Consider the following 25961-nt stretch of genomic DNA (forward strand, 5'->3'; position numbering starts at 1 on the left):
CCGCAGTCATACCTGTTCGTCGGCGTCGTCCGACTGCTCCTCGTCGTGTTCGCCGCCGCGTTCGTGGACCCCGTTCGCGTCGGCGGCGTCCCGCGGTGGCGTGTGTTCGACGTCGGAGAGTGTCTCGTCGTCCGCCTCGGTAGGCTCGCCCTCCTCGACCCGTTCGGTCCCGCCGTCGGCGGCGACCGTCGGGCCACGGTGGTAGACCATCGCGTCACCGAAGCGCTCGCCGGTCCGTGGGTTGGTGTGGGAGAGGTCGCCGAGTGTCGGTCGGTGGCGCGCTCGATGCTCGTCGTCTCGTCGGCCGTCTCGTGTCGTGTGTTCGGTCATGGTCAGTCGTTGGCTGGTGCCGGTGGCGCGTCGGCCTCCTCGTTCCCGTCGTTCGTCCCGCCGTTCTCGCCCCACGCGAACAGCGCGCGGAGTTCCGCGCCCACGTCCTCGATGTCGTGGTTCTTCTCGGCGGTACGGCGCTGGGTGTAGGCCGGCCGCCCGGCCTGGTTCTCGGTGATCCACTCGCGGGCGAACTCGCCGTTCTGGACCTCTTCGAGGACCTGCTCCATCCGCTCGCGGGCGTGGTCGTCGACGACCACCTCCCCGCGAGTGAGGCCGCCGTACTCGGCGGTGTCGCTCACCGAGTCCCACATCTCGCCGAGGCCGCCCTCGTAGAGCAGGTCGACGATGAGCTTCAGTTCGTTCATGCACTCGAAGTACGCCATCTCGCGGCTGTAGCCGGCGTCGACGAGCGTCTCGTAACCCGCCTTGATGAGTTCCGTGACGCCGCCACAGAGCACCGCCTGCTCGCCGAACAGGTCGGTCTCGGTCTCCTCGCGGAACGTCGTCTCGACCACACCGGCACGAGTACAGCCGATGGCTTGCGCGTACGCGAGTCCCTCGTCGCGGGCGTCACCGGTCGCATCCCGGTAGATGGCGAGCAGACCGGGCGTCCCCTCGCCGGCCTCGAAGTTCCGGCGCACGAGGTGGCCCGGCGACTTGGGGGCGACCATCGACACGTCGACGTTCTCGGGGGGCTCTATCTGCCCGTAGTGGACGTTGAACCCGTGTGCGAACAGCAGGGTGTCGCCGTCGTCGAGGTGCGGTTCGATGTCGGCGAACACGGCCGGCTGGACGGTGTCGGGGACGAGCATCGCCACGAGGTCGGCCTCGTCGGCGGCCTCGGTGGGCGTCGCTACCCGGAGGCCGTCGTCTTCGGCCGCGGCGCGTGACGAGGACCCCTCGCGCAGGCCCACGACCACGTCGATATCGCTGTCCGCGAGGTTGAGCGCGTGGGCGTGGCCCTGGCTCCCGTAGCCGAGGACGGCCACGGTCTTCTCCTCGATGTGCTCGTCCGATGCGTCGTCGTCGTAGTAGATGTGGTTGTCAGTCATCGTCGGTGTTGCCGTCTGTCGAAGTCGTCTTCACGGGGCCGCTCACGGGTCGCACTCGTCGCCGGCAGCAGTGTTGCCGACTCCCTGCGAGAGTTCCGCGCTCGCGCTCCCCGTTCGTATCCGTGCGGTTCTCGGTCACTGTGCTCCCTCCGAACCGCGCTGTTTCTCGTAGCGCTCCTGTTCGTCCGGGGTCGTCCACGTCGCGCCACGGGCCAGCGCGGTGTGGCCGGTGCGGGCGAGTTCACGGATGCCGAACTGCGCGAACGCGTCGATGGCGTCGTCGATGGTCTGCTCGTCGCCCGTTATCTCGACCGTGATGGTCCGTGGCCCGGCGTCGAGGGTCGTCCCGTCGTACATCTCGGTGACGGCCCGCACGTCGCCCGGCCGGTCGCCGTGGACCTTCAGGACGACCAGTTCTCGGCGCACCTCGTCGTCGTCCAACTCGCCGACGGAGATGACGGGGCGCAGTTTCGCCAACTGGCGTTCGACCTGCCGGACGCCGGGTTCGGGTTCGTCGATGACGAGCGTGATGCGCGCCGTCTCGGGGTTGGTCGTCGACCCCACGGTGAGCGACTCGATGTTGAACTGCCGGCGACTCACCAGTCCCGACACCTCCGCGAGGACGCCCGGTTCGTGGCGCACGAGCGCCGAGATGGTCGTCCGTCGCGGTTCGTGGGTCGCTTCGGCCTGCGGGTCGATGCGGATACCCTGTGAGGAGCGCCGTCCGGCGGGCCGGTCACGCTGCTCGGGGTGCTGACCGGTCGCCCTGGGGGCCGTGTTCGGCCGTTCGGGAGACCCCTGCTGGCTCATAGCTGGTCCTCCGAGAGGGCGAACTGGCAGTTGTCGCCGCCGCTGGGCACCATCGGGTAGACGTTCTCCGCGGGGTCGACGTGCGCGTCGACGACGCTCGGACCGTCGTACTCGATGGCCGCCCGGAGCGTGTCGGCGGTGTCGTCGTACTCGCTCAGCGTGAACCCCTTCGCGCCGAACGCTTCGGCGAGCGACGCGAAGTCGGGCACCCACGGGTACTCCGAGGCCATCCGGCGGCCCTCGAAGAAGGCGTCCTGCCACTGCCGGACCATCCCGATGGCCTCGTTGTTCAGCACGACGACGGTGATGTCGAGGTTCTCGCGGACCGCGACGGCGAGTTCCTGTAGCGTCATGAGGAAGCTCCCGTCGCCGTCGAAACACACGACGTCGCGGTCCGGGGCGGCCACCTTCGCGCCGATGGCGGCCGGCAGACCGTAGCCCATCGTCCCGAGGCCGTGTGAGGAGATGTAGGTCCGTGGCTCGGTGTACGTCCAGAACTGCGCGGCCCACATCTGGTGCTGGCCGACGCCCGTCGTGACGAGCGTGTCGTCGGGCGTCAGTTCGTCCGTCGCCTCCACGACGAACTGCGGTTTGAGCGGTTCGTCGTCGGGCGTGGCGTACGTCAGCGGGTACTCCGCCTTCCAGTCGGTGCAGGACTGCCGCCACTCCTCGTAGTCGTCCGGGGACCGTCCCGCCGTCTCGAAGGCGTCGGGCAGCGCCGCGTCGAGCTGGTCGAGGACGGTCCCCGCGTCGCCGACCAGCGGGTAATCGGCGTGGACGTTCTTCGAAATCTCTGCAGGGTCGATGTCGACGTGGACGACCTCCGCGTCGGGCGCGAACGTCTCGATACCGCCGGTGAGGCGGTCGTCGAAGCGCGTCCCGACGGCGAGCAGGCAGTCGGTGTGGCTGATGGCCATGTTGGCGTAGCCCGTTCCGTGCATCCCGGCCCACGACAGCGAGAGGTCCTCGTCCTCCGGGAACGTCCCGATGCCGGGCATCGTCGTCGTGACGGGGATACCGAACTCGGTGGCGAACGCACGCAGTTCCGCGCTCGCGTCACCCTTCGTCACACCGCCGCCCGAGAGAATCAGTGGCCGGTCGGCCTCGGCGAGCGCTCGTGCGGCCCGCGCGACGCTTTCCTCGTCGGCCGCGGGCGGGTCCTCGGTCACCGGCTCGTCGGCCGGTTGTGGTCGCCGGGTCGTCTCGCCCGTCGTCACGTCCTTCGGCAGGTCGACGAGCGTCGGGCCGGGGCGACCGCTCGCCGCGATGGCGAGCGCCTCGCCGACCGTCGCGCCGACGGTGTCGGCCTCGCCGGCGAAGAAGTTCGTCTTCGTGATGGGACGCGTGACGCCGACGGTGTCGGTCTCCTGGAACGCGTCGTTGCCGACGAACTCGGTCGGCACCTGCCCCGTCAGCGCGACCATCGGGTCGGAGTCCATGTTCGCGTCCGCGATGCCGGTGACGAGGTTCGTCGCCCCCGGTCCGGAGGTGGCCATGCAGACCCCCGGTCGGCCGGTCACCTGCCCGTAGGCGTCGGCGGCGTGGGCCGCCCCCTGCTCGTGGGCCATCGTGACGTGGTACGGGTCGGCGTCGTACAGCGCGTCGTAGACGGGCATGATGGCCCCGCCCTGCACGCCGAAGACGTGTTCGACGCCCGCCGCTTCGAGGGCGGCGACCGTTGCCTGTGCGCCCGTAGGCCGGGCCCCGACCGCAGTGTCGGCCGGTTCGTCATCGCCGGTCGAGTCCGTGGGTTCGGTGGACGTCGTCTCGGCGGCCTCGGCGTCGGTCGGTGGCTCCCGTTCCGTCGCCGCGGTGGTCTCTCCGGGTGGCTCCGTCGCCTCCCCGTCTGTGCGTCGTCGATACCGTTGTTCGTTGGATGTGCTCGTGCGCTCGCTCATTGCTCGCTGTCGTGTGTCGTGCTGGTCGCTCGGTCGGAGTACGGTGCGGACGTGGTCTGAGGAGAGGGTGCAGTAGGGGCTAGACCCCTACAATAATCACGAGCGCGACGCTCACCGCGGGCGAGTCGGTGCCCCGAGTGTGCGTCATTACCGTGCCCTACGAGCGCACGGTGATAACCGTTTGTAGGCGGGCAAGTTTCGCCGGCCGCGCGACGAGTCGGCGTGAGCCGTCGCTCGCCGGACGTGCGAACCGTCTCGCGGGCCATCAGCGCGTCCCCTCCGTGACCGTCTCGCGGGCGCGGTCGACGCCGACCGACTCGGCGAACTCGACGAACCGCTCGTCGGTGACGCGCTCTTTGGCCGCGCCGCAGTCCTTGACCTTCCGGGTGACCGCGTGGACCTGCTCGTCGGTCGGGTCGTAACCGACCTCGCGCAGGCGTTCGCGGACCGAGTGGGTCCCGGTGTGTTTGCCCATCACCAGTTCGCGTTCCGCGCCGACCATCTCGGGGGTCATGACGCCGGGTTCGAACGTCGCGGCGTTCTCGATGACGCCCGCGGCGTGGATGCCCGACTCGTGCGCGAACGCGTTCGCGCCGACGACCGGCTTGTTCGCCGGCACCGGTACGGCGCTCTTCTCCTCGACCATCCGGGCCAACTCGGTGATACGCGTCGTGTCGATACCGGTGTCGACGCCGTGGATGGACTCGACGGCCATCACGACTTCCTCGAAGGCGGCGTTGCCCGCCCGCTCGCCGATGCCGTTGACCGACACCTGCGCCTGGGCCGCGCCCGCCTCGAAGCCCGCCAGCGCGTTCGCGCTGGCGAGGCCGAAGTCGTCGTGCGTGTGGACGTCGATGCGTGCGTCGGTCCACTCCGTGAACTGCTCGACGAGCGTGGCGAACCGCGCCGGTGTGGCCACCCCACAGGTGTCCGGGATGTTCACCCAGTCGACGCCCGCCTCGGTGACGGTCCCGACGACCTCCCGCAGGAAGTCGGGGGCCGTCCGGGTGGCGTCCATCGGCGAGAACATCACCTCGGCACCCGCTTCGCGGACGCGCTCGACGGCGTCCACGGAGCGTTCGACCACCTCCTCGCGCGTGGCGTGCATCGAGTCCGCCAGTTGGACGTCGCTGGTCGACGCGAAGACGTGGACGACGTCGACGTTCGCGTCGAGCGCCGCCTCCACGTCCGCGTCGACCACGCGGGCCAACCCGCAGACGTCCGTGTTCCCCGATGCACTCTCGGCGATGTCGCGTACCGCGGCGAACTCGGCGTCGGAGTTCACCGGGAACCCCGCCTCGACGACGTGGACGCCCATCGCGTCCAGTAGCGCCGCTATGTCGCGCTTGTCGTCGTACGAGAACGAGGTGCGTGGCGACTGCTCGCCGTCTCGCAGCGTGGTGTCGAAAATCCGTGCGGCTCCGAACTCAGCAGAAGTTCTCAGCGTACCGTCGAAGAACTCGACCCGCCGGGGTCTCCGACGTATCCTCCGTCGTGTGTGACATTGCATCCCTCGCAAACGACCGACCAGTAATAAGGGTTGCTCCGGCGGCGAACCTTACACTCGTCCAGAAATCGGCACGAGTCGGGAGAATCGCAACCCGGCGCGGCCTAATACGTCCTTGGTGGACCTGAAGGCGTATCCACGTCTCCCGTGTGGTACGGCAGCGCGGTCGGTGCAGGGCTTGCCGGGAGTCGACGCCGAGTCGGCCAGTCGGTGTCCATCAGCGGCTCGCGCGCACCGCACTCGGACACCTCGGCGGCCCACGGTGGCCGAGTCACGACCGGCCGGTCCCGCAGAAGGGTGCAACACCTGCCCCACTGTGGGGGTTCAAGAGCACGCGGGCGGTGAGGGTTCGTATGAGTGGCGATAGCACAGACGGTGGCGGGAGCGAGAAGCGTCTCCGAAGCGCCGAGGTGACACAGGGGCCGGAACGAGCACCCCACCGGGCGATGTTCCGGGCGATGGGGTACGACGACGCGGACTTCGACGCGCCGATGGTCGGCCTCGCCAACCCCGCGGCCGACATCACGCCGTGTAACGTCCACCTCGACGACGTGGCCGACGCGGCCTACGACGCGGTGGACGAGGCCGGCGGGATGCCCATCGAGTTCGGCACCATCACCATCTCCGACGCCATCTCGATGGGAACGGAGGGGATGAAGGCCTCCCTCGTCTCGCGGGAGGTCATCGCGGACTCGGTCGAACTGGTCTCGTTCGGCGAGCGGATGGACGCGCTGGTGACCCTCGCTGGCTGTGACAAGAACCTCCCCGGCATGATGATGGCGGCCATCCGGACGGACCTGCCGTCGGTGTTCCTCTACGGGGGGTCCATCCTCCCCGGCGAGCACGAGGGTCGTGAGGTGACGGTCCAGAACGTCTTCGAGGGCGTCGGCACGTACGCTTCGGGCGAGATGAGCCGTGAGGAACTCGACGACCTCGAACGCAGCGCCTGTCCCGGCGCTGGCTCCTGTGGCGGGATGTTCACCGCGAACACGATGGCGTCCATCTCGGAGGCGCTCGGGTTCGCACCGCTCGGGAGCGCCTCGCCCCCCGCCGAGAGCGAGGAGCGACTCGACACCGCCCGTCGCGCTGGCGAACTCGTACTGGAGTGCGTCGAGGAAGGCCGCACCCCCTCCGAAATCCTCTCGACGTCCTCGTTCGAGAACGCCATCGCGCTCCAGGTGGCGATGGGCGGGTCGACCAACGCCGTCCTCCACCTGCTCGCACTGGCGGCGGAGGCCGGCGTCGACCTCTCCATCGAGACGTTCGACGAGATATCGCGGACGACGCCGAAGATAGCGAACCTCCAACCCGGCGGCTCTCGGGTGATGAAGGACCTCCACGACGTCGGGGGCGTCCCCGTCGTCTTGAAGCGCCTGCTCGACGCGGACCTGATCGACGGCGAGGCGATGACCGTCACCGGGCGGACCATCGCGGAGGAACTGGACCATCTGGGACTCGACGGGTCCGAGGGGTCGGACGCGGACTTCCTCCGGCCCGTCTCCGACCCCTTCAGCGAACAGGGTGCGATTCGTATCCTGACGGGCAACCTCGCGCCCGACGGTGCGGTGCTGAAGGTGACGGGGAAGGGCGACCTGCGCCACGAGGGACCGGTCAGAGTGTTCGAGCGCGAGGAGGCGGCGATGCGCTACGTCCAGGAGGGTCACCTCGAGAGCGGCGACGTGCTGTGTATCCGCAACGAGGGGCCACGCGGCGGGCCGGGGATGCGCGAGATGCTCGGCGTCACCGCCGCCGTCGCGGGCCAGGACCACGCCGAGGACGTCGCGCTGTTCACCGACGGCCGGTTCTCGGGGGCGACGCGGGGCTTCTCCATCGGGCACGTCGCCCCCGAGGCGTTCGTCGGCGGTCCAATCGGCCTGCTCGAAGACGGCGACGTCGTGACCATCGACGTGGACGCCCGAGAGCTATCGGTCGACCTCGATGACGAGCGACTCGCGGAGCGACGTGAGGCGTGGGAGCGACCGGAGCCGAACTACACGAACGGCGTGCTGGCGAAGTACGCGGCGACGTTCGGATCCGCCGCGGAGGGCGCGGTGACGAATCCGGGCGTGCGCGACGACTAGAACCTCGGCGGCGACCTCCGACGCGACGACTAGAACCCCGGCGGTACGACCCGAAGTTCGTGCCACCGGTCGGTGGGGCTTCCCCTCAGGACCGGTCGGTCGCACGGAGGACGATGGTTCGGTCGGTGTGGACCTCTACTTCGTAGCCGCAGTACGTGAATCGGAGGTAGCCGTACGGGGCCTCCTCGGCGACCGGGCGGCGGTAGAGTCGTTCGAGCGCGTCCACGTCGATGGCCTCACCGAGCAGTTCGTCGACCTCCTCGATGGCACAGTCGTCCGTCTCCGCGACGGCCTCGACGATAGCGGTGCCGAGGTGGACGTCGCTGCCGGCCCGTTCCCGGTACGAGACCGAATCTTCCACCGTCGGCGCCGTATCGTCTCTCGACATACAACTACATTGCGACACGTCATGTCATAGCTACATTAATGCTTCCAATAAAATTGACCCAAACAAACATGACCCAAATACAGTGTCGGAAGGCGACGGTTCCGGCCGAGACCGCTCGGCGTTTCCGAGGAGTCGCCGTCACCGGGTGTCCGGAGGCCTCTGGCGGCAGGCGTGGGGGCCGTGTCGCCGTCCCGAACCGAGTCAGGAGTCGTCAGTGTGGGGCCGTCTCAAGGTCGTCTCGTGTCCGCTGGCGGACTCGTGTACCTCACTGAACCCCTCTGCGAGGGACCGGTTCGGGGCCTCGGCCCGGAAATCGCAGTCGAGGCACCGAACGACCCACCGGTCTGTGACCATCGATACGTACCAGTGGTTCGATACATATAGAGTTTCGGAACAGTATTGCAATCAAATATGTATGTGTGCCCGGTACGGCTCAGGGGGACTCGGACGGGTATCCGGTGAGGACAGTGGGGTGGGTGGGACCGACGTCGGTCGAACGAGCGCAGCTTTTTACCCCCGCCCGCGAACCGACAGGCATGGGCAACTTCGAACTCGACCTCGGCGCGGTCGAGCGCGAGATCTCCGACGACGAGGCGGCCAGCGGCGAGATCGTCCTCGGTATCCTCGACGGCGAGACGGGAGCGGCGGAGTGGCAGCGACTCGTCCGCAACGGCGCGGTGCTGGTACTCTCGGTCGACGGCGAACTCCGCGAACTCGCCGCCGGGTTCGCCCGCGACGTCCGCGACATGGGCGGGCACCTCGTCCACTTCCGGGGGTTCCTCATCGTCTCGCCACCCGGCGTCCTCATCGACACCGACCGACTGGACTGAGTGGGTCGCCTACGGCCCCGGCCTGAGCGTCCCGACCTGTTCGCCACAGTCCGTACAGCGCAGTCGATAGACGCGCCGGCCGTCCTCGACGGCTTCTTCGTGGGTTCGGTCCGTCGTCTCGCCACAGGCCGGACACTCCTCCTCGACGGTCGTGTCGTCGCTACGCTTCGGTGCGCCAGTGGCGACGACGACGGCGGGGTCCGGACCGACCGCGACCCCCTTCTGTGGTGAGTCGGGTTCGACGAAGAACGCCGTCCCGGCATCGACCCGGTACTCACGGTCGGGCGTCTCGAAGGCGACGGTTCCCGAAATCACGTAGAACAGTTCCTCGTGGTCGGGGTGACGGTGGTAGCCCCACGGCAACTGCTCACCGGGGTCGGCAGTGAGGACGTTGAAGCCGAACGCGGTCGCATCCACCGCTTCGTCGACCTCCTTCTTGTGGCGGGTCGGGTTCGGCGCGTCGGGCAACTCGTCGACACGGACGTGCTCGTAGCCCATGGGGCCCCCGAAGCGTGCGAGACGTAAATCGGTCGGCCCGGCCCTGGCTCACTCCTCCACGAGCGTGACGTAGTGGCCGTCGGGGTCACGAACCCGGAGCCCGTCCTCCACGGGGCGGACGTCGACGGCGAGCGAACGCACTCGCTCGGCGGTGGCGGTCGGGTCCGCGACACCGACACCCAGGTCGACGTGCACCCCACCACGCGCGTCGGCGATGCCGAGGTGCGGTTCCCACAGTTCGAGGTCGAACGGGCCGGCGGTGAGGCGGACTCGGCGGCGGTTCGCTCCCTCGTCGACCACCTCGAACCCGAGGTCGGTGTAGAACGCCACCGCTCGGTCGAGGTCCTCGACTTCGAGGACCACCTCGAAGACGCCGGTGAGGGCGTCGGCCGACGCTCCGCCCGACCCGCCCGTCGTCTCCGACCCGCCGGCCGACTCCCGTTCGACCTGTCCGATTTCGACGCAGTTGCCCGACGGATCGTAGAAGTACAGCGAGCGCGCCTCGCCGAAGCGGTGCTCTTCGAGGTCGAACCGCGAGGAGAGCCGTTCGTACCACTCGTCGTACCGGTCGAACGGCGTCGAGAAGGCGTAGTGGGTGTGGACGCCGCCGCGAGGGACGCCCGTCGGCCGGCGGAACACGAGCGTCGTCTCGCCGACCGAACAGCGGAGTTCGTCCCCGGTCCGCTCGGTCCGGAGGTCGAGGTGCGCGTCGTAGAACTCGCCCATCCGGTCGAGGTACTTCGCTTCGAGTGCGAGCCAGCGGAGCGACAGCATACTCCCAGGTCGGTCCGCGCGGTAATAACTGCCGACCTCGTCCGACCGTCCAGCGTTCTGTCTCGTCGTCACCGTTTATACGCCGAGCGACCGTGTGTCGACGTATGCCGATGAAAGGCTCTGGCACACCGACGCTCGCCGAGATAGACCGCTCAGCGGGCGGTGTCGGGTGGCTCGCGTTCCCCGACGAGGACATGCAACGAGCGAGTCACGCGCTGGCGACCGAGGAGGGCGTCTACCTGGTCGACCCCGTCGACGCCGACGGACTCGACGACCTCCTGGCCGAGTTCGGGGACGTCGCCGGCTGTGTCGTCCTGCTCGACCGACACAACCGCGACGCCGACACCATCGCCCGTCGCCACGACGTCCCCGTCTACCGGCCGCGGTGGATGGACTCCATCGACTCGAACTACCGGGCCACGGTCGAGGACCTCGGGTCGGAACTCGGGACGACCGGCTACGAGGTCCACGAACTCTACGACACCCCCGTCTGGCGGGAGGCGTACCTCTATCACCCCGACGAGCGCACGCTGGTCGTCCCGGAAGCGCTCGGGACGGCGACGTACTTCAGGGCCGGCGACGAGCGGGTCGGCGTCCACCCGATGCTGCGGATGACGCCACCGCGTGACCTCGCCCGGTTCGACGTCGAGCGACTGCGCGTCGGCCACGGAGCCGGCGTTACGGACCGGGCTTCGAACGCCGTCCGCGACGCCATCGAGGGCTCCCGACGCCGCGCGCCGAAGGCGTATCTCGGCGCGCTCCGCGGCATGCTCGACTGAGGCGAAGCCTTTTCGTTCGCACATCGATAGGTTCCGGTATCTATGTCAGGGGCACCGTGTCGGCGGAGGACCACACCGTGACGTTCGTGCGAATCGAACGCGGCCCGGACGGGCAGCTCCGCGTCCGGGACCGTATCGAGCGTCGTCGCTGTGACCTCTTCGCCGACCGACCGGTGACGCCTCGTCCGGTCGCTGACGAGCACTTCGCCGCACCGGTCGACACCGCCGTCTCCGTCGACGTCGCCGAACTCTCCTACCCGGAGGTCGTCGAGACCTACGTCAGAGACGAGACGGGAGCCGTCGTCCACGGGATGCGGCACTTCGAGACCCACGACCTCCCCGCCGGCGAGTACAGCGTCGAACTCTGCTCGCCCATCAAGCTCTACCTCCGGGTCGAGGGGCCGCTCACCATCGACGCCGACGGCAACCGGACCTCGCTCACGTTCGGCCGTGACGTCGAGGTACTGCTCGGTGCCCGGTCGTACCACGAACGGCCCGCGACGACCATCACGACCACGACGGACCCACACGACGTGATGGCCGCCGTCTCCCACCTCGGGTCGGCGTTGAAGACGACCTCCCCCGAACGGTCGTTTCCGACGCTCAGAGGCCACCCGCCCGGCATCCAACTCGGCGACGAACTGTCGATTCCCGACGGACTGGACAGGCCGGACTCCGGGGTCACCATCGAGGTGCCACCGACGCTCGACGCCGTCTACCCGGTGACGCCGCTGGCGTACTACCTCGCTGCCTCGGTCGAACCGGGCGACGACCCACGACTCGTCGCCGACGAGTTCGAGTACGCGCTGGACGGCCCGAACGGGTTCGAGTCGACCGTCGAACGCGTCCTGAAGCAGGTGCTGTTTCTCGACTGCGTCGTGCGGACCGAGGGGTACTACCCGGTCGAACTCCAGGAGCGGAAGATGGTCGAATCCGCGCTGCCGTTCGACCTCTCGGCGGTGTACGACCGACCGCTCGCCGAACAGCTTCGGGAGTACCTCGCGGTCCCCTACGACACGCTCGAACCACACATGCCGACGTGGAAGCTGACCAGCCACGTGGAACCGGTCGCCGCGAACCTGGAGACGCTCCCGTTCCTCCTCGACGACCTCTCGCTCATCCGGACGCCGGACGCTCGGGAGGTGACGCCCGCCGAAGCACAGTCGACGGCTATCGACTCGTTCATGCGAGAGCGCACGACCCGGTCGTTCTCTTCGCCACCGACCCCACGACTCGTCCGTCCCGAACCGACGGACTCGCTCGAACAGGCGTGGGTCGGCCCGGACGTTCCGGTCGGCGCGAGCAAGGTGACCGCCGCCGCGTTCCGGAACCGACTCCGGCAGGAACCGACGGAGGGGGACCTCTCGCTGGCCGTCATCTGCAACGACGACACGATGCTCGACGAACACGAGACGGCCAGCGACGTCTACGGCTCACGGGACTCGCTCCCGTTCGACGTCACCGTCCACCGTGACCTGACGACGGACCGACTCGCCGAGGTGTTCGCCGCCGACGTCGACTTCCTCCACTACATCGGCCACATCGACGACGCGGGCTTTCGCTGTCCCGACGGCCACCTCGACGCCACGACGCTGGACGACGTCGGCGTCGACGCGTTCTTCCTCAACGCCTGTACGTCCTACCAGCAGGGGATGGCGCTCATCGACGCCGGTGCCGTCGGGGGCATCGTCACCGTCGCAGACGTGGTCAACACCGGTGCGACCGCCGTCGGTCGGATGCTAACCCGGATGCTCAACGCCGGGTTCCCGCTCCAGGCCGCACTCAGCGTCGCTAGCGACGAGAGCCTCTTCGGCGCGCAGTACCTCGTCGTCGGGGACGGGAACACCGAAATCGCGCAGTCGGAGGCCGGTTCGACGTCGATAATGTACTTCGAGAATCGGCCGGACGGAGGGGGCGACCGCGAGACGTACGAGGTGTCGTTCCAGTTCTACCCGAACCGGCTCTACGGGATGGGGAGTCTCGGAACGCCGGTGCTGGAGGGGTACACCGACAGCATCCTCGCCGGGAACGAGACGCCGACGTACTCGGCGAGCGGACGAGACATCCGCTCGCTGCTCGATATCAGTTCCTGCCCGGTCAGAGTCGACGACGAGTGGAGATGGAGCGAAGAGCTCCCCCGAGACTGGTTCTAAGGGCCGTTGTTCGCCGCTATCGTGGACATCTCCACGCCGATAGTGCCCGCGGCCATCGTGCCGGCGAAGGCGTACTCCATCAGTTTCGGGTGCGACTCGAGGAACGATTTGAGCTGTTTGCTCTCCATCGTGTCAGTTCGGTTGTGTTCGACGTTGATAAATATATTGTAACAGTCTTTACATCAGAAAACCACCACCTCGTCCGCGGCCGACGCGCTCATGGCGGTCCGAAGCGTGGGTACGGCGTGGTCTACATCACGACTGGGCTCGTCGAACTGTTGCTCTCGATGGCCGGCGACCGTGACCCGCAGGTGGTGACCGTCGGGTTGACCGTCACGGACGCCGAGGCACTCGACGTGGACCTCGATCCCGACACGCCCGTGTTCACGCACTTCTACCACCCCGACGCGGGCGGGTCGGTCCGTGCGGTGTTCGGGATGGACCTCGCCAGTCCGCGCACTCAGGGGCGGTTCGTCTCCCATCCCGACGGTAACGACCGCCTCAAGCGGACCGACGACCTCCACGAGGTCGTGTTCGTCGGAGTCCCGCCGTGGGAGGAGCTTCGAGCGTTCGACCGGTCGGGGACGCGCCTCCCCGTCGACGTCGTCGACGCGGTGCCACCGTCCGAATCGGTCGCCTGACCGGTCGTCGCTACTGCAGGTAGCCGAGGTCCCGCAACTGGTTGGCTATCTCCTCGAACTCCGCTTCGCTCAACTGCCCCTCGCGCTGGTGCTGGATGACGATACTCCGCAACAGGAACCGAACGAGGTCGCTCGTCGAGGAGAAACTGGTGCCTTCGATGGTCTCCTCGACGCGCACGGCGAGGTCCTTCGGAATCGAGACGGTCGTGTACTCGGTCATAACCACTCCACAGCACGAAGCCGCTTATCGGTTTGTGGTCGGCTGGCACCAGCTTTTTCTGTCGGGAGCCGCCACGTTCACGTGGAACCGAAATTACACACTGTGCGTTCGAACCGACCTGGTTCGGACCGACCTCTGGTCCTTCCTACAGACGGACCGCATCACACGGTTCACACGCGTTCCGTCACCATGCTCGCAACGAACGCCGACAGCGAAGCTGTCACGACACCGACGACCGACGAAGCGCTCGCGCTACTCACCGACGTCCACCGCCGTCGAGTGCTGGTCTCGTTGCTCGACGACGACATCGTCGACCCGGAGACGACACTGCTCGGTGACGACTGTCCGGCCGTCGAACTCCACCACGTCCACCTCCCGAAACTGGACGAGGCGGACGTCGTCGACTGGGACCGAGACGGTGGGTTCGTCCACCGCGGGGACCGCTACGAGTCGATTCGGCCGCTCCTCGAACTGCTCGCGGAGAACCCCGGCCACCTCCCGCCGAACTGGTTGTGACGGACGCGGCCGACGCCAGCGACGACGTGCCGGTCGAACTGACGGCCTCGTTCGACCCCTCCGCCGACCGGCCGAGCGTCGCCGTCGTCCGAGCGGTCGCGGTCGCTACCAACGCATCGCCGACGACGATGACCCCGCTCGCGGCCACGCTGGACCCGGACGCGCTCGACGCCGTCTTCCGAGAGACGGCCGAGACGACGGTTCGGTTTCGCTACGGCGGGTTCCGGGTCGTCGTCACGGGGAGCGGGACCGTCCGACTCTCCGCCGAGCAGTGAGAGTCAGTCGCAGGGTTTTCGGTCCTGTCGACGTTAGTGGGGCGTAATGAGAGCACGGCCACCGACGGACGACATCGACGACGAGCCGGACAACGTCGCGTTCGGTATCGCGGCCCTCGACGCCCGCCTCGACCGGTCGGACCTCGCCTTCCCGGCGGACACCGCGGCCGTCCGTGAGGCGGTCGGCGACGTCGCCGTCCCCTACGACGCCTCTGGACGGACGATGACGGTGGGGGAGGCGCTCGCGGACGTTCCCGACCAGGAGTTCTCGAACGAACAGGCGCTGCTCAACGCGCTCCACCCGGTGTTCGAGGAGGCCCGCCTGACGAACCGGACGGGGCTGGTCGGACGACTCCGGTCGCTCGTCCCGTTCTGACCGGCCGCAGTCCGTCGTCCGGTTACGCCGGGGCGCTCAGTCCTCGGCGCGGAGTTCCCGTTCTTCCGTCTCGTCGAGGGCGTCGTACGACCGTGCGGTCGGCTGGCCGCGGGTACGGTCGTCCTGTAGCCGGTCGGCGACCGCCTCCAGACGGTGGGTCTGCTCGCGGTTGACCGCGACGATCATGTCCGAGAGGACGGCGAACATCAGTAGTTGTGCGCCCAGCAGGATGGCGACGCCGGCGACGACGGCGTAGACCTGGTGGGAGATGCCGACGACCCACCACTCGTAGCCGACCCACGCGCCGATGCCGACGCCGACGAGCGCACTGATGACACCGACGCTCCCGAAGTAGAACAGCGGGTTGTTGAGTTTCGCCAGACTGTACAGCGCGAAGATGATGCGGCCGCCGTCCTTGACCGGGTGGAGGTTCGTGTCGGAGTCGTCCGGACGCGGGTGGTAGGAGACGGGGACGACGGCGGTCCGGACGCCGTGTTTGACGCACTCGACGGCGAGTTCGGTCTCGATGGTGAACCCGTCGGATTCGAGTTCGATGCGGCGAATCGAGTCGAGCGTGAACGCGCGGTAGCCACTGAGGATGTCCCCGAGGTTCCGGCCGTGGATGGTGGCGAACGCGCTGTTGATGACCCGGTTGCCGAACTGGTTGAGGCGGGGCATCGCGCCGTCGTGCATGTCGGCGAACCGGTCGCCGATGACGTGGTCGGCCCGGCCCTCGAACAGCGGTTCGAGCATCTTCGGGGCGTCCGCCGGGTCGTAGGTCATGTCGCCGTCGAGCATCAGCACGTACGGCACGTCGACGTAGTCGAACGCCTCGCGGACGGCCTGACCTTTCCCCTCGCCGCTCTGTTCGATGACCCGTGCACCACGCTCGCGGGCGAGGTCCCTGGTGCCGTCGGTCGACCCACCGTCGACGACGAGGACGTTCTCGAACCCCTGCTCGACGAACCCGTCGATGACGGGGCCGATGGTCTCGGCCTCGTCGAGCGTCGGGACGAGTACGCACACGTCGGTGTTGGTCATCTCGTTGCGAGAAATCGTCCGTACGCGCTGAAAAAGCTGCCGGCCGGCGCTCACCGACCGACCGCCCGCTCGACGTACGACGCGTGGTCGCCGAACCACGAGTCGACCGTCTCGGGGTCCCGGTAGGCGACGCGCACGCTCTCGTGACTCGGTCGGAGTTCCCCGTCGACGACGACACAGCGATAGAGGAGCGTCACCGCCCCGTGTGGCCCGTACGCCGGCGCGTCGATGTACGGTGCGGCGACCAGATCGGTCGGTCGCACGACGAGGCCCGTCTCCTCTTCGACCTCCCGACGGACCGTCTCTTCTCTTCGGGGGTCTCGCCGGACGCGGCGTGACCGCCCGGCAGCGCCCACGCGCCGCTCTCGGGTCGCTCGATGAGCAGGACTCGCCCGTCGTCGTCGGTGACGACGGCCGTCGCGCCGACCTTCGGCGTCACGTGACCGAACTCCTCGGCGGTGAGGCGGTCACGCACCTCGTCGGCAGGGAGGTCCAGACCGCGGGCGTACGCCTCGCTCACGACGTGGAGGATGCGCTCGTAGCGCTCACGGTCGTAGTGGTCGTGTGGGTCGTCGCCGTAGGTGAGGCCGTTGCGCGCGACGATCTGGAGTTCGTCGAGGAGGGCGAGAAGCGGACGGGGTGACCGGTCGGCCATCCCCGTCAGTCGTCGTCGGTGGCCGCGGCAGCACGCTGCTCCGAGAGGTGGTCCATGATTTCGGCACAGCCACACCCGTCCTCGACGCCCTCGAGATGCGCCCGGTCTTCGTCAGCCGTCTTCGTAGTGTCGCTCATGGTTACTCGCTATCTGAGTAACTCAGGTCCGACGTATAAATCTCTTCGGGTGTCGGTCGGAGGAGCGGAGGGGCAGACAGCCCTGCTCCTGCCGGGTCGACCGCGAAGACGGCCGAATCGGCCCCTGAGCACCGCCGTCCGGACCGACGGGGCTCCTCGCCTCGTGTGAGGACGGTCGCTCTCCGGGGACGACGCTGCTCGCCGTCGCCCGCGTCACCGGCGGTTTTACCACCCAGTACGGGACAGTCCCAGTATGAGCGAGACGGACGTCTTCGAGCGCCTCGGCCTGACCGAGTACGAGCAGACCGCACTCATCGAGCTGCTGACGCTCGGTCGGACGACCGCTCCGAACCTCGCCGAGGCGACCGGTATCCCGAAGGCACGTGTCTACGGCGTCCTGGACTCGCTGGCCGACCAGGGCTACGTCAAGATCATCCCCGGCCGACCGAAACACTACCAGCCCCACGACCCCGCAGCCATCCTCGACCGGGCCGAGGAGAACCGCCGGCAGGAACTCGAATCGTTCGTCCAGGCCGTCGAGACCGAACGCGAGTCGTTTCTCGCCGAGTTCCAGCCACGGTTCGAGGCGGCCGGCGAGGACATCACCGCCACCGAGGAACTGTTCCACGTCGTCGACGTGGGCGACCCCTCCGAACGCGAGACGCGCCGCATCTACCGCGAGGCGGGCGACCGGGTCTGTATCCTCTCGAAGGGGTTCGAGTACTTCCACACCATCGAACCGGCGCTGACCGCCGCGCTCGAACGTGACGTCACGGTGGAGGTGCTCCTCCTCCACCCCGACCGGCTGTCGAGCGACGAGCGCGAGCGACAGGGGACGGTCGTCGAACGACTCACCGACCACGACGTCGCGGTCCGGTTCTCGACGGAACAGCTCCCGTGGCGGGGGACGTTCGCGGACCCGACGTTCTCCTACGAGGGCGGCGAGGCCATCCTGCTCGTTCAGGAGGACGACGTCCCCAACCACCTCCGACAGGCGGCCATCACCGAGAACGGCGCGTTCGTCGCCGGCCTCGGTCGCTTCTTCGACCTGACGTGGGAGTACGAGAGCGAGGGCGTCGAGACGGTCGAAGAGTGACTCGCCGCCCGTGGCTGGTCACTCCCCGTCCCAGTAGTCCACGTCGTCGGCGAGTCGGTAGTAGCCGTGGAGACTCCGCTCGCCCCGTCGCCCCGGCGGCGCACCGACGAAGACGCCGAACTTCCCCGAGTCGGGGTAGACCGCGACGTCCGGGTCGTTCATCGTCGACAGCAACAGGTAGCGGAGCGGTTCGTCGCCGTCGTTGACGACCTTGTGCCCACCGGACTCGTCGGCCGGGAACGCGGCGTAGTCGCCCGCAGCGACGGTGTGCGTCTCGCCGTCGAGTCTGAGCGTCCCCTCGCCGGAGAGGACGTACAGCGCCTCCTCGTTGGCGGTGTGGTAGTGGTACGGCCACGCCCCGTCGCCGGGCGCGAGTTCGAACAGGCTACAGCCCAGATCACGCCCGTCGGCGGCCGCTCCGAGCTGCTTTCGTCGGAACCGCGCGTTCCCTTCGTCGAGGTCGGTCCAGTCGAGGTCGTCCTCGTTCACGACACCCATGGCTGGTGCTCGCCGACGAGCGAGTTAGTCCTGTGGTGACGGTGGGCGGTCGCTCAGCGCCACTTGAGCAGGCCGTAGAGATAGCCCAGCCCCACAGCACCGGTCAGCACGAACAGCATCACCAACTGGAGCAGTTTGGCCGTCGAGAACTCCTCGACGAGTCCGCGCACGCGCGACGGGACGAACCGGAACAGCAGGTCGGCGAGGAACTCGTCTTCCTCTCCGGTCGACTCGGGGACGAACACCTCCATCCCGCGTTTCGAGTAGCCCTGCCAGAACGCCCGCTTGACGAGCCACGCGGGGTCGGTCCGGTAGTCGAATATCTTGTGTGCCACCTCCGCATCGGGGTTGTACTCGACGCCGACGCCGTACCGCTCGCGGAGGCGGGCACAGAGTTCCGTCTCGCCGCCTTGGAGGTGTCTGTCGCCCTTCCGGCCGCCGACGTTCGTGTCGAATCCGCCCAACTCCTCGAACACGTCCGCGCGAAACGAGATGTTGGAGCCGAACGTGTTGCGGACCTCACCCGGCGTCTCGGCGAACCCGCGGTGGGTGACGCCGACGAGCCAGTAGAACTCCGCCGGGAGGAACGCGGGTTCACCGGCGACCCACTTCGGGACCATCCTGCCGCCCGCGGCGAGCACCTCGTTTTCGCCACCGTCGACCGCACTCGACCACGGCCAGAGGCTGCCCTCGTAGACGGCGACGAGTTCGGTGAGCCAGTCCTCGGCGACGAGTGCGTCGTCGTCGACGAACGCCACGACGTCGCCGGTGGCGAGGGCCGCACCGACGTTCCGGACCGTGAGCAGCCCCGAGTTCGGTTCGTGGCGGTGAACGACCACCTCGTCGTGGTCGCCGAAGTCGTCGACTGCCCGTTCGTAGACGGCCTCGCTCCCGTCGCTGACGACGACCACTTCCCGGTCCCGGTAGTCGCTGGCGAGGACGCTCTCGACCGCCTCTCGCAGGTCCGGGTACCGCTTCGTGGCGTGTGTACAGACGACGACCGAGACTCGCATAGAGGCCCCTGCATCGTCCCGTGGGAAGGTGTTTTCCATTCACCCCGACACGAGGTCAAAAGGCTTATGCGGGTTTTGCCGTTCTGACAACCAATGAGTCAGCCAACGGAGCGTGAGGACGGGCTGACGTTCGACGCGGACTCCGTCCTCGGCCGTGTCCGGGAGCTGTATCACATCCCTGCGGTCGCCCTGCTTCTCGCGTTCATGCTGTGGAACCGGGTGAAGACGTGGGAGAACTTCTCGTCGAACGGCGAGTTCCTGTTCCGGGGGAACGACGCCTGGTACCACCTCCGACAGACGAGTTACACGGTCCAGAACTTCCCGTTCACCATGCCGTTCGACCCGTGGACGAACTTCCCGACCGGCACCGCCTCCGGCCAGTTCGGGACGCTGTTCGACCAACTGGTCGCACTCGGTGCGCTCGTCCTCGGCCTGTTCATGCCCCAGGACCAGGCGACGACGATGGCCCTCCTGTTCGCCCCCGCCGTCCTCGGGACGCTCGTCGCCATCCCGGCGTACTTCATCGCCCGCCGCTTCGGCGGCAAACTCGGTGGGGTCATCGCCGTCCTCGTCCTGGCGCTGACGCCCGGCGCGTTCCTGTTCCGAAGTCTCGTCGGCTTCTCGGACCACCACATCGCCGAAGTGCTGTTCCAGGTCCTCGCCGTCCTCGGCGTGATGGTCGCGGTCAGCGTCGCCCAGCGTGACCTGCCCGTCTACGAGCAGTTCCGCGCCCGCGAGTGGGGCACGCTCCGTTCGACGGTCGTCTACTCGGTGCTCGCCGGGGTCGCCCTCGGACTGTACGTCTGGGTGTGGCCGCCCGCCGTGTTCTTCGTCTCCGTGCTCGGCCTGTTCTTCCTCGTCCACGCCGTCTTCGTCTTCCTCAAGGGCCACAGCCCCGAACACGTCGCTATCGCGGGGATCGTCATGTCCCTCGTGGCCGCCCTCCTCTCGGCGGTGAAGGTCAGCGAGTTCGCCTTCTCGGCCTCGGACTTCTCGCTCCTCCAGCCGGTCGCCTTCCTCGGCCTCGCCGTCGGTCTGGCCGCCATCGTCGGCCTCTCGCGTGCCGTCGAGGGTCGCTCCGACGCCTCGACGGTGTTCCCCGGAGCTATCGTCGGTGCCATCGCGCTCGTCGCACTCGTCGCGTGGCTCGCGGTCCCCGACACGTTCGGCTACTTCGTCGACCAGTTCCTCCGTGTCTACGGACTGGACGCGAACGCACAGGTCCGGACGGTCAACGAGGCTCGCCCCATCCCGCTCGAACAGGCCGGCGAGTTCTTCGCCGCCCGCTACGGCTTCACGTTCTTCGTGGCGGTCGTCGTCGCGGTCGGCGCGCTCGCACTGTACCTCCTCGACGACGACCCGCGTGGCGAGGTGCTGTTGCTGGTCACGTGGTTCGTCCTGATGGTGCTGGCGACGCTGACCCAGAACCGCTTCGAGTACTACCTCGCGGTTCCCGTCGCAACGCTGACGGCGCTCGGTGTCGGCGTCGTGGCGACCCGACTCCAGAGCAGTACGGGCACGGGCGACGGCATCAGCGCCGCGCAGGTCATGGTCGTGTTCACCGTCGTCCTCGTCGTCGTCGCCCCGTTCGTCGCCGTCTCGGGGCCGCTGACGGAGGGCATCCCGCTCCAGTCCGCACAGTCCGCACAGTCCAACGGGCCCGGCGAGGTCACCCAGTGGGACGGCAGTCTGGAGTGGCTCGCCAACAGCACGCCCGACGAGGGGCAGTACGGCACCGAGAACGCCGACAACGCCCCGATGGAGTACTACGGGACGTTCGAGCGGACCGCGGACTACGAGTACGGTCCGGGGACCTACGGCGTGATGTCGTGGTGGGACTACGGGCACTTCATCACCGTCGAAGGTGACCGCATCCCGAACGCCAACCCGTTCCAGCAGGGCTCGAACGAGGCGGCGAACTTCCTGCTCGCCCAGAACGAGTCGGCCGCGACCGACGTCCTGACTACCGACGGCGACGGCGACGGCGAGGGTGGCCGGTACGTCATGATAGACTGGAAACTCGCGGACCCGCGTTCCCAGAAGTACACCGCGCCGACGGCGTTCGGCGACCACGGTATCAGCGCCTCCGGCCCCGGCGAGAACGCGCTCATCGAGACGCTCACCTACCAGCAGTACTTCCAGGGCACACAGCCCCAGCCCCAGGTCTACATCCGTAACCAGGCGCACTACGACTCGATGCGAACGCGTCTCTACCAGTTCCACGGGAGTGCTGCCTCCCCGCGGACGAACGGGCAGGTCGTCGTCGTCGACTGGCAGCGCGAGGCGTTCACGGTCAACGGGCAGCAGACCCAGCCGTACCCCCAGAACGCGAGCATCAAGCGCTTCCCCACGATGGCCGACGCACAGGAGTACGTCGAGACCGACACCACCGCACAGATCGGTGGACTCCAGGGCGTCCCGACCGAGTACGTGCCCGCACTGGAGCAGTACCGCCTCGTCCACGCCAGCGAGGAGGCCAACCAGGTCGGGCCGTGGGTGAAGACGTTCGAGCGCGTCGACGGTGCGACCATCGAGGGAACCGGCCCCGCGAACGCGACGGTGACCGCCAGCGTCCAGATGCGTATTCCGACGCAGAACGGGACGCAGTTCGAGCGGTTCACCTACTACCAGCAGGTCCAGACCGGCGAGGACGGGTCGTTCACCATGACGGTGCCGTACTCGACGACCGGCTACGACGAGTTCGGGCCGGAGAACGGCCACACGAACGTCAGCGTCCGGTCGACCGGCCAGTACCGCCTCAGCGCGGTCACCCAGGGTGAGGACCTCTCCCGGACCATCTACGGTGCCAACGCCACCGTGACCGAGGGGCAGGTCCTCGGGGAGGACGACGCGGCGACACAGGTGACGCTCGAAGAGGAGCGGACCGTCCAGGCCGGCGGCAACCAGTCGGGCAACGGTACGAACGTGACGGCCTCGCCCGACGGTGGTAACGAGACGACCGGCGACTCGGCGTCGAACGACACGAACGCCTCCGGGAACGGCACGAACACCTCGGGCAACGGGTCGGCGAACGCCTCGACGCTCGCCGCCCCGGAGACGGTCGTCGCACGGGTCGCCTGATGGTCGTCCGCGAGTACCTCGGCATCTACCTCCGGGGCATCGCCATGGGCGCTGCCGACGCGGTGCCGGGCGTCTCGGGGGGGACCATCGCCCTCATCACGGGCATCTACGGTCGGTTGGTGACGGCCATCGCCGACCTCGACCCGCAGGCGCTCGCGCTCCTGCCCGGCGTGACGACGGCCGACGGTCGCACGCGACTGCGCCGACGGCTCATCGAGATGGACGTACCGTTCCTGATGGCGCTCGGTCTCGGCATCGTCACGGCGCTCGTGACGGTCGCACGGGCCGTCGAGTGGGCGTACCACGCCTATCCGGCACTGCTGTTCGCGTTCTTCTTCGGCCTCATCGCCGCGAGCGCCGTCGTGTTGCGCGACCAGATAGACGTAGGTACCTCGTGGCGACTCTTCGCGGGCGTCCTCGGCGTCACGCTCGGCGTCTTCGTCTCGGCGGTAGTCGGGAACGCGCTCCCGAGTACGCTCCCGGTCCTGTTCGTCGTCGGGGCGATCGCCATCTCGGCGATGATCCTGCCGGGCGTCTCCGGGTCGCTCATCCTGCTCCTGTTCGGGCAGTACGTCTACCTCACGGGGACGCTGTCGTCGTTCGTCGATTCGCTCATCGGCGTGGCCCGCGGTGGGAGCGTCGACCCGGTCGTCGAGTACGGCACCGTCGTCGTGACGTTCTGTCTCGGCGCAGTCGTGGGGCTGTTCTCGGTGGCCCACGCCGTCGACTACGCGCTCGAACACTACCGCGAGGCGACGCTGACGTTCCTCGTCGCGCTGATGGTCGGGGCGCTCTACTACCCGGCCGCCGAGGTGGCCGACGAAGTCACCGTCTGGACGCCGACGGCGACGGCCGGCATCCTCGTCGCCGCCGTCGTCGGCGCGGCCGTCGTCCTCGTCGTCGACCACGTCACCGGGGACATCGACCTCGACGGCGACGTGGACGAGCGCCCGGCCCCGACCGTGAAGTGACGACGCTCACGGCGGCGTGACAGTCGGTGCCGCGCCCCTCTCGGAGGGGAACCGTTTTTAACCGCCTGTCCGCTCTCTCCGTGTATGCTCAGCGCCGTGATGGAGGACTACCTGAAGACCATCTACGTCCTCCAGCGTGAGGCGGGTGACGACCCGTCGGCCGAGCGTGTCGCCACCTCCGCCATCGCCGAGCGTCTGGACGTCACCGCGCCGACGGTGACGAGCATGCTCGACAAACTCGCCGAGCGCGGACTGGTCGACCGCGAGAAGTACAAGGGCGTCCGGCTCACGGCCGAGGGTGAGACGGTCGCACTGGAGGTCCTCCGACACCATCGGCTCATCGAGGCGTACCTCGCCGAGGCGCTCGACTACGACTGGACGGACGTCCACGAGGAGGCCGACCGGTTGGAACACCACATCAGCGAGACGTTCGAGGCCCGTATCGCCGAGGTGCTCGGCGACCCGGACGTCGACCCCCACGGCGACCCCATCCCGCGAGCGGACCTCTCGCCGCTGGACGACGCGCCCGGGAACCGACTCGACGAGTGTGCCGTCGGTGACCGCGTCGTCGTCCAGCGGGTCCGCCACCGGACGAGCGACGAACTGCGCTACCTCGCCGACGCCGGCGTGAGTCCGGGAGCGACGCTCGCCGTCGTCGAAGTCGCGCCGTTCGGGATGGTGACCGTCGACGGGCCGAGCGGTCAGCAGAGCCTCCCCGCCGAAGTCGCCCACCTCATCCGGGTGTCGCCCGAGGCCGAAGTCATTCAGGAGTAGTCGGGACTCCTCGGACCGACTGCGAACGGGCGACCGACGCACCGCTCTCGACGGAGACGGTCAGACTCGTGACGACCCCGCCGTCCGAGCAGGTCGCCGCGTCGACAGGGCCGACGCCGAGACAGCCGGGGAGGAGCAGACAGCACGCTACGAGGACCGCGGGGAGCGTTCGAGAATCCACGAGACGGTACTGTCCGTCGAGGAGATGACCCCGGCGGCGCTCGAACTCATCGAAGCCCTTAGTTGTCGTCACGCCCGAGTGGACTCGTGCGAATCGAGAACAGTTTCATCCCCGTTCAGGGCGTCGGGGAGACGACCGAACGCCGTCTGTGGGAGCAGGGCATCACCCACTGGGACGAGTTCGAGCGAGACGCGGTTGGGGAGGTGACCGGCGAGCGCATCGCCTCGTTCATCGACGAGGGGCGAGACCACCTCGCGTCCGGGAACGCGCAGTTCTTCGACGCCGCGTTCCCCAGTCAGCACCGCTGGCGACTCTACGAGGACTTCCGCGAGGGGGCGTGTTTCTTCGACATCGAGACGACCGGCCTCTCCCACCACCGCGACCAGGTGACGACCGTCAGCCTGCTCCACGACGGCGAGGTCCGGACGCTGGTCAACGACCCCGACCCCGTCGTCGGGGAACCGCTCACGCGCGAGACGCTTCGTGAGGCGCTCGACGCGCCGTTGCTCGTCACGTTCAACGGGACGACGTTCGACGTGCCGTTCCTGGAGACGAGTTACGACCTGGACCTCGACGTGCCGCACCTCGACCTGCGCTACGCCTGTGGCCGTGTCGGCCTGTCGGGCGGGCTGAAGGCTATCGAGAAGGACGTCGGTATCGAACGCGACCGACCGGACATCTCCGGGCGCGACGCGGTGCGTCTCTGGCACGAGTACGAAGGTGGGTCCGAGGACTCCCTGGAGACGCTCGTCTCGTACAACCGTGACGACGCGGTCAACCTTCGGACGTTGATGGACGACCTCTCGCGGACGCTCCACGACGACGCCACCGACGGACTGCTCTGAGCGGCGAGAACCGGTCTACTGCAACTCGTCGCGGTCCGACAGCGGCGAGCGGCGGCCGTGTTCGACCGTCGAGACGTCCTGTACCTCGACCTCACCGATGGTCAGCGCCTCCGGGTGGTAGCGGCCGGTTCCCGGCAGATGCGCACCGGTCGGTTCGAGACGGGCGGTGACCAGCGCTTGGGCCGTCCCGTGGACGGTGTGTTCGTCGGGGAACTCCTCGACGGCGTGACCCTGACAGCGGTGGAAGAGCGGTGTCCACTCGCCGTCCATCCGTTCGACCTCCAACTGGAGGACGTCGCCCGCCGCGAGTCCACAGGGTCGGTCGTGGAAACTACAGGTCGCACGCGTCGGCTCCCCGTCGCATCCGACGAACGTCCCCGTCAGGTCTCGACAGAGCGAATCACGCATCGGTGTTCCCTCGCTGTCCCCCAGGCCGTTCCATACCTCGCCTGCATCGGTTGAGGAACATAAACCCGTTGAACGGCCCCCCGTCGCGGGAAGTAGACACGCCTTTCTATCCCGATTCGTCAGTGGGTGA

General features: G+C 68.1%; 31 protein-coding genes. 13 read left to right on the forward strand and 18 right to left on the reverse strand.

All coding sequences use genetic code 11. From position 1 onward, the window contains the following. Positions 1-6 precede the first annotated feature (6 nt). The 5 genes from GQS65_RS14570 to GQS65_RS14590 all read right to left on the reverse strand — a co-directional run bounded on the left by GQS65_RS14570 (position 7) and on the right by GQS65_RS14590 (position 5603). Complete coding sequence (locus GQS65_RS14570; RefSeq protein WP_158205366.1) at positions 7-330, reverse strand: hypothetical protein; 324 nt, start codon at positions 328-330, stop codon at positions 7-9. A 2-nt stretch (positions 331-332) separates the two neighbouring features. Then, a complete protein-coding gene (gene ilvC / locus GQS65_RS14575) occupies positions 333-1385 on the reverse strand; it encodes a ketol-acid reductoisomerase (protein WP_158205367.1) in 1053 nt (350 codons plus the stop codon). Between the two features lie 135 nt (positions 1386-1520). Then, the gene (ilvN, locus tag GQS65_RS14580; protein ID WP_158205368.1) at positions 1521-2195 is read right to left on the reverse strand and encodes an acetolactate synthase small subunit; all 675 of its coding nucleotides are present in this window, start codon (positions 2193-2195) and stop codon (positions 1521-1523) included. After that, positions 2192-4093, reverse strand: a complete 1902-nt coding sequence (gene ilvB, locus GQS65_RS14585; protein ID WP_158205369.1) for a biosynthetic-type acetolactate synthase large subunit — start codon at positions 4091-4093, stop codon at positions 2192-2194. The genes ilvN and ilvB overlap by 4 nt, the downstream gene beginning before the upstream one ends. Positions 4094-4358: 265 nt before the next feature. Continuing rightward, a complete protein-coding gene (locus GQS65_RS14590) occupies positions 4359-5603 on the reverse strand; it encodes a LeuA family protein (RefSeq protein WP_158205370.1) in 1245 nt (414 codons plus the stop codon). A gap of 350 nt (positions 5604-5953) precedes the next feature. Between GQS65_RS14590 and ilvD the strand changes: the two genes are divergently transcribed. Next, positions 5954-7681 carry a dihydroxy-acid dehydratase gene (gene ilvD, locus GQS65_RS14595; protein WP_158205371.1) on the forward strand — a complete coding sequence of 576 codons (1728 nt, stop codon included), beginning with the start codon at positions 5954-5956 and terminating at the stop codon, positions 7679-7681. An 85-nt stretch (positions 7682-7766) separates the two neighbouring features. Here the strand turns inward: ilvD and GQS65_RS14600 are convergent, their stop codons facing one another. After that, positions 7767-8042, reverse strand: coding sequence for a HalOD1 output domain-containing protein (locus tag GQS65_RS14600; RefSeq protein ID WP_158205372.1), 276 nt, complete (start codon positions 8040-8042; stop codon positions 7767-7769). Between the two features lie 563 nt (positions 8043-8605). On the opposite strand from GQS65_RS14600, the gene GQS65_RS14605 reads away from it, so the two are divergent. Further along, complete coding sequence (locus tag GQS65_RS14605; RefSeq protein ID WP_158205373.1) at positions 8606-8899, forward strand: DUF5779 family protein; 294 nt, start codon at positions 8606-8608, stop codon at positions 8897-8899. Between the two features lie 9 nt (positions 8900-8908). On the opposite strand, the gene GQS65_RS14610 is transcribed toward GQS65_RS14605, so the two are convergent. After that, on the reverse strand, positions 8909-9397 hold the full coding sequence (locus GQS65_RS14610; protein WP_158205374.1) for a cupin domain-containing protein: 489 nt from the start codon (positions 9395-9397) through the stop codon (positions 8909-8911). Positions 9398-9445: 48 nt separating this feature from the next. After that, positions 9446-10171, reverse strand: coding sequence for a VOC family protein (locus GQS65_RS14615; RefSeq protein WP_158205375.1), 726 nt, complete (start codon positions 10169-10171; stop codon positions 9446-9448). 104 nt (positions 10172-10275) lie between these two features. On the opposite strand from GQS65_RS14615, the gene GQS65_RS14620 reads away from it, so the two are divergent. Together GQS65_RS14620 and GQS65_RS14625 are read left to right on the forward strand one after the other, a co-directional pair. Next, positions 10276-10950 (forward strand): hypothetical protein, encoded by a 675-nt coding sequence (locus GQS65_RS14620; RefSeq protein WP_158205376.1) that lies wholly within the window; start codon positions 10276-10278, stop codon positions 10948-10950. A 77-nt stretch (positions 10951-11027) separates the two neighbouring features. Then, positions 11028-13103 carry a hypothetical protein gene (locus GQS65_RS14625; protein WP_199268476.1) on the forward strand — a complete coding sequence of 692 codons (2076 nt, stop codon included), beginning with the start codon at positions 11028-11030 and terminating at the stop codon, positions 13101-13103. On the opposite strand, the gene GQS65_RS21940 is transcribed toward GQS65_RS14625, so the two are convergent. Then, the gene (locus GQS65_RS21940) at positions 13100-13231 is read right to left on the reverse strand and encodes a hypothetical protein (protein ID WP_267902922.1); all 132 of its coding nucleotides are present in this window, start codon (positions 13229-13231) and stop codon (positions 13100-13102) included. The two genes, GQS65_RS14625 and GQS65_RS21940, sit on opposite strands and share 4 nt — an antisense overlap. A 117-nt stretch (positions 13232-13348) precedes the next feature. Between GQS65_RS21940 and GQS65_RS14630 the strand changes: the two genes are divergently transcribed. Next, a complete protein-coding gene (locus GQS65_RS14630; RefSeq protein WP_368280228.1) occupies positions 13349-13744 on the forward strand; it encodes a hypothetical protein in 396 nt (131 codons plus the stop codon). A 10-nt stretch (positions 13745-13754) separates the two neighbouring features. Here the strand turns inward: GQS65_RS14630 and GQS65_RS14635 are convergent, their stop codons facing one another. Beyond that, positions 13755-13964, reverse strand: a complete 210-nt coding sequence (locus GQS65_RS14635; protein ID WP_158205377.1) for a ribbon-helix-helix domain-containing protein — start codon at positions 13962-13964, stop codon at positions 13755-13757. 189 nt (positions 13965-14153) lie between these two features. On the opposite strand from GQS65_RS14635, the gene GQS65_RS14640 reads away from it, so the two are divergent. From GQS65_RS14640 to GQS65_RS14650, 3 genes are read left to right on the forward strand one after another with little or no spacing between them, the layout of a single operon-like run. Beyond that, entirely contained in the window at positions 14154-14480 is a 327-nt protein-coding gene (locus GQS65_RS14640) for a DUF7344 domain-containing protein (RefSeq protein ID WP_158205378.1), read from the forward strand. Further along, the gene (locus GQS65_RS14645; RefSeq protein WP_158205379.1) at positions 14477-14755 is read left to right on the forward strand and encodes a HalOD1 output domain-containing protein; all 279 of its coding nucleotides are present in this window, start codon (positions 14477-14479) and stop codon (positions 14753-14755) included. Before GQS65_RS14640 ends, GQS65_RS14645 begins: the two co-directional genes overlap by 4 nt. A 46-nt stretch (positions 14756-14801) precedes the next feature. Then, on the forward strand, positions 14802-15131 hold the full coding sequence (locus GQS65_RS14650) for a DUF5789 family protein (RefSeq protein ID WP_158205380.1): 330 nt from the start codon (positions 14802-14804) through the stop codon (positions 15129-15131). Positions 15132-15167: 36 nt separating this feature from the next. Here the strand turns inward: GQS65_RS14650 and aglJ are convergent, their stop codons facing one another. Genes aglJ through GQS65_RS21945 form a run of 4 tightly spaced genes read right to left on the reverse strand, consistent with a single transcriptional unit; the run spans position 15168 to position 16964 of the window. Beyond that, positions 15168-16172 (reverse strand): S-layer glycoprotein N-glycosyltransferase AglJ, encoded by a 1005-nt coding sequence (aglJ, locus tag GQS65_RS14655; protein ID WP_158205381.1) that lies wholly within the window; start codon positions 16170-16172, stop codon positions 15168-15170. Between the two features lie 50 nt (positions 16173-16222). Then, a complete protein-coding gene (locus tag GQS65_RS21695; protein WP_368280232.1) occupies positions 16223-16435 on the reverse strand; it encodes a hypothetical protein in 213 nt (70 codons plus the stop codon). Next, positions 16366-16827, reverse strand: coding sequence for an NUDIX hydrolase N-terminal domain-containing protein (locus GQS65_RS14660; protein WP_233265144.1), 462 nt, complete (start codon positions 16825-16827; stop codon positions 16366-16368). The genes GQS65_RS21695 and GQS65_RS14660 overlap by 70 nt, the downstream gene beginning before the upstream one ends. Positions 16828-16832: 5 nt before the next feature. Next, positions 16833-16964, reverse strand: coding sequence for a hypothetical protein (locus tag GQS65_RS21945; RefSeq protein WP_267902923.1), 132 nt, complete (start codon positions 16962-16964; stop codon positions 16833-16835). A gap of 253 nt (positions 16965-17217) precedes the next feature. On the opposite strand from GQS65_RS21945, the gene GQS65_RS14665 reads away from it, so the two are divergent. Next, the gene (locus GQS65_RS14665) at positions 17218-18060 is read left to right on the forward strand and encodes a TrmB family transcriptional regulator (RefSeq protein ID WP_158205382.1); all 843 of its coding nucleotides are present in this window, start codon (positions 17218-17220) and stop codon (positions 18058-18060) included. Positions 18061-18078: 18 nt separating this feature from the next. Here the strand turns inward: GQS65_RS14665 and GQS65_RS14670 are convergent, their stop codons facing one another. Continuing rightward, the gene (locus tag GQS65_RS14670; RefSeq protein ID WP_158205383.1) at positions 18079-18558 is read right to left on the reverse strand and encodes a cupin domain-containing protein; all 480 of its coding nucleotides are present in this window, start codon (positions 18556-18558) and stop codon (positions 18079-18081) included. 53 nt (positions 18559-18611) lie between these two features. After that, entirely contained in the window at positions 18612-19571 is a 960-nt protein-coding gene (gene aglG / locus GQS65_RS14675) for a glucosyl-dolichyl phosphate glucuronosyltransferase (protein WP_158205384.1), read from the reverse strand. A gap of 93 nt (positions 19572-19664) precedes the next feature. Between aglG and GQS65_RS14680 the strand changes: the two genes are divergently transcribed. From GQS65_RS14680 to GQS65_RS14690, 3 genes are all read left to right on the forward strand, one after another. Then, positions 19665-22652: an oligosaccharyl transferase, archaeosortase A system-associated gene (locus tag GQS65_RS14680; RefSeq protein WP_158205385.1), complete on the forward strand. Its 2988-nt coding sequence runs from the start codon at positions 19665-19667 to the stop codon at positions 22650-22652. Then, positions 22652-23623: a DUF368 domain-containing protein gene (locus GQS65_RS14685; protein WP_158205386.1), complete on the forward strand. Its 972-nt coding sequence runs from the start codon at positions 22652-22654 to the stop codon at positions 23621-23623. The genes GQS65_RS14680 and GQS65_RS14685 overlap by 1 nt, the downstream gene beginning before the upstream one ends. Before the next feature lie 84 nt (positions 23624-23707). Then, on the forward strand, positions 23708-24397 hold the full coding sequence (locus GQS65_RS14690; RefSeq protein WP_158205387.1) for a metal-dependent transcriptional regulator: 690 nt from the start codon (positions 23708-23710) through the stop codon (positions 24395-24397). On the opposite strand, the gene GQS65_RS14695 is transcribed toward GQS65_RS14690, so the two are convergent. Then, entirely contained in the window at positions 24384-24650 is a 267-nt protein-coding gene (locus tag GQS65_RS14695) for a hypothetical protein (protein WP_158205388.1), read from the reverse strand. The genes GQS65_RS14690 and GQS65_RS14695 overlap by 14 nt on opposite strands. Positions 24651-24664: 14 nt before the next feature. On the opposite strand from GQS65_RS14695, the gene GQS65_RS14700 reads away from it, so the two are divergent. Next, entirely contained in the window at positions 24665-25423 is a 759-nt protein-coding gene (locus GQS65_RS14700; protein ID WP_368280236.1) for a ribonuclease H-like domain-containing protein, read from the forward strand. Between the two features lie 15 nt (positions 25424-25438). On the opposite strand, the gene GQS65_RS14705 is transcribed toward GQS65_RS14700, so the two are convergent. Next, complete coding sequence (locus tag GQS65_RS14705; RefSeq protein WP_158205390.1) at positions 25439-25831, reverse strand: hypothetical protein; 393 nt, start codon at positions 25829-25831, stop codon at positions 25439-25441. Positions 25832-25961: the final 130 nt, after the last annotated feature.

It is taken from the genome of Halomarina oriensis (assembly GCF_009791395.1).
Lineage (GTDB): Archaea > Halobacteriota > Halobacteria > Halobacteriales > Haloarculaceae > Halomarina > Halomarina oriensis.